Raw genomic sequence first — 6,302 nt, 5'->3', positions numbered from 1 at the left:
GAAGTTAAATCACCAACAATTGAAAACTATAATGCCCCAAGTAAAGCAAAAGTGGTTGCGGTACAAGTTACACCAACAACAGCTGATGTAACAGAAGTAATTGAGTATACGCAAGGAACAGAAAATATAGTTGAAAATAACACAGCTACACGTACAATTAAGTATGTAGATGCAGCTGATAAAACTAAAGAAGTTGCAGAAACTGTTACACAAACAGCAACCATTACACGAACAAATGTGAGAAACAAAGTCACAGGAGTAATAACTGAAGGAAAATGGAGTGAAGCAAACTGGGAAGCAGTAGATTCTCCAAGGGTTGAAAACTATAATTCCCCAAGCCAAACTAAAGTGGATGTAGTACAAATTACACCAACAACAGCTGATGTAACAGAAGTAATTGAGTATACGCAAGGAACAGAAAATATAGTTGAAAGTAAAACAGCTACACGTACAATTAAGTATGTAGATGCAGCGGATAAGACAAAAGAAGTTGCAGATACTGTTAAACAAATAGCAACCATTACACGAACAAATGTGAGAAATAAAGTTACAGGAAAAGTAACTGAAGGAAAATGGAGTGAAGCAAACTGGGAAGCAGTAGATTCTCCAATTGTTAAAAATTATGATGCACCAAGTAAAGCAAAAGTGGATGCAGTACAAGTTACACCAACAACAATTGATACAACAGTGATTGTGGAATATACAAAATCCAAGCCGGTACCACAACCGAAGCCAGAGCCAAGACCGGAGCCGGTACCACAACCGAAGCCAGAACCAAGACCGGAGCCAGTACCACAACCGAAGCCAGAACCAAGACCGGAGCCGGTACCACAACTGAAACCAGAACCAAGACCGGAGCCAGTACCACAACCGAAATCAGAACTAACACCAGAACTATTGCTAGAACATAAGATTCAAAAATCTGAATTACCAAAAACAGGTACTGGAAGTGAGTTTGAAATTTTTAGTGCAGCAGCAACAGCTATTCTTGTTGGATTAGGTTTATTGGATAAAAATAAGAGAAATTACAACAAATAGAGGAAAATTTCTCATGATGATTTTTCTTTTGCATAATAGAAATTATGCTGAAAAATTGATATACAATAAGTAAATTTTAAAAGAACAAAATATTTAAAATAGACATAACGACTACTCTTACGCCTAATCTTACAAGGTGTAAGAGAGTGTTATGTCTTTTTTGATGCATTATATTACAATTTAGTACTATTATTACAGCTCTTTCCTAATGAGGAGAGAGCTGTTTTTGTTGTTGTGAAAGATACGCTGTCTTTAATTGTTCTAATGAATGAGTAACGCAACGATAGCGATAGAGTCGAATCGATGGTTGAGTCGCTTCTTCTTCAATTGTAAAGAGAAAATAATGATCCTGATGATCCAATGCATTTTTCCCATTCAGCTTAAAATAAGGACGATTCGATTTTGTCATGGATAATAATACATCATCGATTAAAAAAGTCAGAGGAATCGTCAGAGAAGAATAGCGATAAAAATCTTCTTCAAAACGACGATACTCTTCACTAAAATAATCCATTTGCAGTTCATTACGATAATAATCTTGTTGATTCATTCTGTTCCTCCTCTACTTGTTGAATAGAGACAATATTCTCAATAAAAATTCTTTGATAACCATTACTGAGTTTTAATAAACATTTAGTCGCAGTGAGGTTTTCTAATGTACCTGTATAGTGCAATAGTTGCTTGTTTTCAAGAATAGAAATATGAGCTTTTAAAGCATATAAATGCAGTTGCCCTAATAATAAATATTTTTCTTCTAAACTAAGTTGTGTATGTGTAGGGATAGGAATTGCATCATCTTCTAATGCACTTGTATGTTCAGAAAGGAAAAATCCCATCCACTTTGCCATTTTTCGATCTTGATATAAGCGAGCAGAACGAAAGGGTAAATAAGAACGATCAATCATTTTAATCCCTCCAATCCTCCAGCAGAATGTCCTCCAATGAGTTTGCTACGAGCAATATTTCTCGAACTTTCTAATAGGGAAGTTCCTTTTTGAATCGATAAAAATCCAAATTCATCTCGAATGCCATCAATGGTTTGTTGTAATTTTTCTTCTTTTTCCATGAGAATGGGATCATCGAATAATGAAATGATGGAATATTTATCATCTACTAAGTCACTATAGCGTACTCCAATTTGACGGACAGGACCGCTATGATATTTTTTGCGAAATAATTGTAAGACAGCTTTTGTTAAGATGGCTGTTTGATTACTTGGTTCAATGGCTTCTTGGCAATGAAGCGAGGATTTCATTTCATATTTTGAAAAACCAATATAAATAGAAATGAGTTTTGTTTTTTTATGTCGTCTTCTTAAGCGAATCGCTACTTGTTCTGCCATTTCTGATAAGACAACTTCTACATCTTCTTGATGAATATAATCTCGTGGTAAAATCTGCGAATTACCAATTCCTTTTGAGTGTACTTTATACGGTTGATGGATATTACTCTCGTCAACCCCATTGGCATGAAACCAAAGCTGGACTCCTATGATGCCAAATTCTTTTTGTAAATCATCTGGATTACTCTCAGCTAATTCTTTAATACTATGAATCCCTAGTTTATGTAATCTTTTTTCTGTTCTACTGCCAATTCCCCAGAAATCGGTTAAGGAAGGAATATTCCATACCTTTGTTTCCACATCTTCATAGGACCAGTTTGCCCGCATTGTTTTTGTTTTTTTAGCTTCATTATCTAGAGCCAGTTTAGCGAGTAGGGGATTTGCATTGCTCATCCCAACAGTTGAGATGATTCCTGTTTTTCTCCATATTTCTTGTTGAATTTTGGAGGATAGGACATCTAATTTTTCCTTTTTAGTTAATTGATGATGCGAGATAAAATAATTCAAGGAAGAAGTTAAATCAATAAACGCTTCATCAATGGAATAAGGAAGAATATCTGTCGGTGCAGCAAATTTTTGAAAAATCTTTTGAATTTCCATGTTTTTTTCAATGTATCGATCCATTCTCGGTGGTACAATTAATGTTTTTTGTGCCCAATTTTCTACATAACGTATAAAATTTCGATTGATGGGTAATCCTTGTCTTTTTGCAGCAGCTAGATTGAATTTTCTTGTTTGAATATGAAACGGTAAATCATAAGAGCGACTGACATTTACTTTTCCGAAAATTTTTTTAAAAATAGGGGAAGAAGCGAGAATCAGTCCATTAGCATTATCTGCACGACTCATGACACAAAGGCAAGTCGTTAATGGATTTAATCCACGGTCTACACACTCCACACTAGCATAGAAGGATTTCATATCGATAAAGGCAATATCACTATGAGGTTCTCTTGCATAATCAATAACGGTCATTTTGAACCTCTAGGAAGCAGATACAGGCATAAAGTGATTCACAACTAGTCCAACTACTTGTGGATTGTCTTCATAAGGAATGAATTGTTCTGGGTAATTCGAATTTAAAGAAACCATTCTAAAGCCTTGTTCGTCTCGATATAATTTCTTAATATAAACGGCCTCGTTCCATGTTAGCGCATAGACTTCTCCATCATAGTCAAATCCATTAGCTTGAATCAGAGCGACTTCACCATTTTGATAAGTAGGACTCATCGAATCTCCTTGAATCCATGCAGCAATATCATACCCTCGTTGCTCTGTTGGAGAGTAGACAATTTCTGTTTCATATTCATCAAAAATTCCTTTTCCTAATCCGGCAGAAAGTTTTACTTCTGCTAATACGGTAATCGGATAGAGTGTTTTTTGGCTTTGTTGCTGATGAAGTAATTGCTCTACATAGTGTTCTGCCTTTTTTTGATTGTTCGAATGCAGTTGTAAATAGTTCGTTACAATGGTATATTCCGATTCAAAATAACTGGCTTCTACATTGAAAATGTCTGCTAATGCGATTAAATTTTTTTGATTTGGAATGGTTTTTCCATTTTCCCAATGATGATAAGCTACTCGACTAATTTCTAGTTGTTTGGCGATAAAAGATTGAGAATATCCTTGTTGGGTACGGATTTCTTTTAGACGATTGGCTGAAAACATAATACACCTCTGTTGTTAATTTATAACTTAACAACAGTTTATCATATAAAATGTGGAATGGCAATATCTTGCTTATATTAATAGCGAATAAAATTGAAAAATGATAAGATACAAGAGAAGAACAGGGAGGAATTATATGAGAAATAAAGTTCGATTTAAAGAAAAATTATTTCTAGGGACAACTTTGTCATTTGAATTTGATGGAAGTACGATTGGAAAAGAAGCTACTCCTAATCAATGGGTGCATGGAAAGTGTTCGATTGAAAATGCTTTTGTATCTTTAAAGGTAAATGGAGAATTTCTCCGTGTTAGAGAAGTGGATCAGTGGATTGAAGATTTAAGAAAATTGAAAGAAAATGAAGGAACAGAACCTTGGCATTTATCATTTGAAGAAGAGGATATTGCTTTATATTTTTCTCCTAAAGAATATGAGTCAGATGTCTGCTTATTAGGAATTCGATTGCGTCCTTTTATCAAAGGTGGAAGATATTTAACAGAATATTATGAGATTAGTTTATTTGAAGAAGAAATTTTTAAATTATTAGACTTCTTAGAATCTTGCCGTGAATTCAGTGTTGCCTCAAAAGAAAAAGTTGAGCCGACTCATCAAGAGGGAGAATATAAATATTGCCGTGTAAGCTTTGAAGGCAGTCGAAAACAATATGTATATTTATGCCATAAAAATTTAGAAGTAGAAGTGGGCGATTATGTGACAGTTCCGGTTGGAGAATATTTCCAAGAAGTGGAAGCTTTCGTTGAAAAAGTTTTTTATGGAGATGAAGAGGCAGCAGATTTCCCAATAGAAGAATTGAAATATATTACCAATGTTGTTTCTTCCCAACAAGAAGCTGTGAGTGAGTATCAGTTATCCATTCCAAGAGAACAGATTATTTATAATTCTAGAGAAAATGAATTAAGAGAGAAAACGATTTTTGGTAGAAAAAATAAAACGGTTAACCCTGTGCATATTTTAAAAACAACGATTGGGGAATTTTGGCTGGAAGCAGATGGAGAAGTCATTCCAATGCATTACGAATTTATGAAATTAAGAGTATGGAAAGAAAATTTAGTCAATGGTTCGTATCGTTTAAGACCAGCTCAATTAGAGGCGTTAGCAGGCAAAACGGTTGTATTAAAAACTTCGATGGATTTCGAGGAAATGCGATATATTAAATCTTATGAGGGAATTGATTTATTAGGAGCGCAGTGGCAGTGGAATCAGCTAGCAGTTGGAATGTGGGCTGAAAAGGTAGACCCAGAACACTATGAGATTGAAGTGGATTCGAATGGTGTCGTTTACTATCCACCAGCATCGAAGAAGGCTTCCTTTGGAGTAGCGTGGACAACTTATGTGGACGATGAAGATGCTACGATTTGGATGAATATAGAGTAAATAGGTGAAGAGATGACGGAAAAATTATTTGTAGATAGAGAGATTAGATGTTTGCATTGTAGACGACATTTTGGGATACGTGAATATCAAAAAATCGAATTACCAAGACAACGGGAATTGATTCCTTATCTTTTGGATGCGTCTATTTTTGAATTTGAATGCCCCTATTGTCGAGAAGAATATACTGTGCTAAAAGATCAAGAGGAACTTGTGATCGATAATCAGGAAAAGAAATATCGTATTTATTATAGTGACAATGAATATGATAATGGTGTTAAACTCATGCAAGTGTCACATGGATTAGGCATTACATCAGAAGAAGAAAAAGATTTTGTTCTTGAAGTTCGTTCATTAGATGAAGAGGGTTACCGTATTCGTTTTGAACCGAACTATGGTTCAGCAGTAGAAAAGATGGTCATTTTTGAAGCGGGTTTAAATGATGTAGCAGTCGAATTGCTGAAATCATATATGGAGCTTGAGTATGATTTTGATAAAGAATTTGATCATTTAGTATTTATAGATGATCAAGACAGAGCTTTTGTTGGTGTACAAGATGGTCGTCCTGTATTTGCAGTAGAATTTGATGAAGAGGAATATGAGGCGATTTTAGAAGCTTTTGCTGAAGAATGTGAATGTATACAGTATGAAGTTGATACTTATGAAATTAAGAAAATTATGAAAAAGCGTCTCGAAGAACTGGGAGAGGGCGAAAACTAGGCTTTGCTGGGGTTGCTGTGGACGCCAGTAGCCCCTTGTCGGGTCTCTTGGCTAAAATTTGAGCCTAGGGTCTCAAATTTTCCAGTACTATCATCCAGAGTGGCTGATAGTACTCGAGCAACAGCGCAAAGCCTGTTTTCTTTA

7 protein-coding genes are annotated in these 6,302 nt (G+C 35.1%); 3 read left to right on the top strand and 4 right to left on the bottom strand.

Annotated elements, in window-relative coordinates; genetic code table 11:
* Window positions 1–1,038 (top strand): mucin-binding protein (locus RYL55_RS08160; RefSeq protein ID WP_315008555.1); only part of this gene is annotated, 1,038 nt, incomplete at its 5' end.
* 205 nt (window positions 1,039–1,243) lie between these two features.
* Here the strand turns inward: RYL55_RS08160 and RYL55_RS08155 are convergent.
* From RYL55_RS08155 to RYL55_RS08140, 4 genes are read right to left on the bottom strand one after another with little or no spacing between them, the layout of a single operon-like run.
* Complete coding sequence (locus RYL55_RS08155) at window positions 1,244–1,588, bottom strand: DUF5960 family protein (RefSeq protein WP_315008554.1); 345 nt, start codon at window positions 1,586–1,588, stop codon at window positions 1,244–1,246.
* Window positions 1,563–1,943 carry a hypothetical protein gene (locus RYL55_RS08150; protein ID WP_315008552.1) on the bottom strand — a complete coding sequence of 127 codons (381 nt, stop codon included), beginning with the start codon at window positions 1,941–1,943 and terminating at the stop codon, window positions 1,563–1,565. Before RYL55_RS08150 ends, RYL55_RS08155 begins: the two co-directional genes overlap by 26 nt.
* Window positions 1,940–3,355 (bottom strand): Y-family DNA polymerase, encoded by a 1,416-nt coding sequence (locus tag RYL55_RS08145; protein WP_315008551.1) that lies wholly within the window; start codon window positions 3,353–3,355, stop codon window positions 1,940–1,942. Before RYL55_RS08145 ends, RYL55_RS08150 begins: the two co-directional genes overlap by 4 nt.
* 9 nt (window positions 3,356–3,364) lie before the next feature.
* Complete coding sequence (locus RYL55_RS08140) at window positions 3,365–4,048, bottom strand: XRE family transcriptional regulator (protein WP_315008549.1); 684 nt, start codon at window positions 4,046–4,048, stop codon at window positions 3,365–3,367.
* 136 nt (window positions 4,049–4,184) lie between these two features.
* Between RYL55_RS08140 and RYL55_RS08135 the strand changes: the two genes are divergently transcribed.
* Together RYL55_RS08135 and RYL55_RS08130 are read left to right on the top strand one after the other, a co-directional pair.
* Entirely contained in the window at window positions 4,185–5,441 is a 1,257-nt protein-coding gene (locus tag RYL55_RS08135; protein ID WP_315008547.1) for a hypothetical protein, read from the top strand.
* A gap of 12 nt (window positions 5,442–5,453) precedes the next feature.
* Window positions 5,454–6,158: a CpXC domain-containing protein gene (locus RYL55_RS08130; protein WP_315008545.1), complete on the top strand. Its 705-nt coding sequence runs from the start codon at window positions 5,454–5,456 to the stop codon at window positions 6,156–6,158.
* The last annotated feature ends 144 nt before the right edge of the window (window positions 6,159–6,302 follow it).

The organism is uncultured Granulicatella sp. (assembly GCF_963515615.1).
Taxonomy (GTDB): Bacteria; Bacillota; Bacilli; order Lactobacillales; family Aerococcaceae; genus Granulicatella.
Note: the sequence above shows the minus strand (reverse complement) of the source record. Positions and strands in the feature narration are given on the sequence as shown.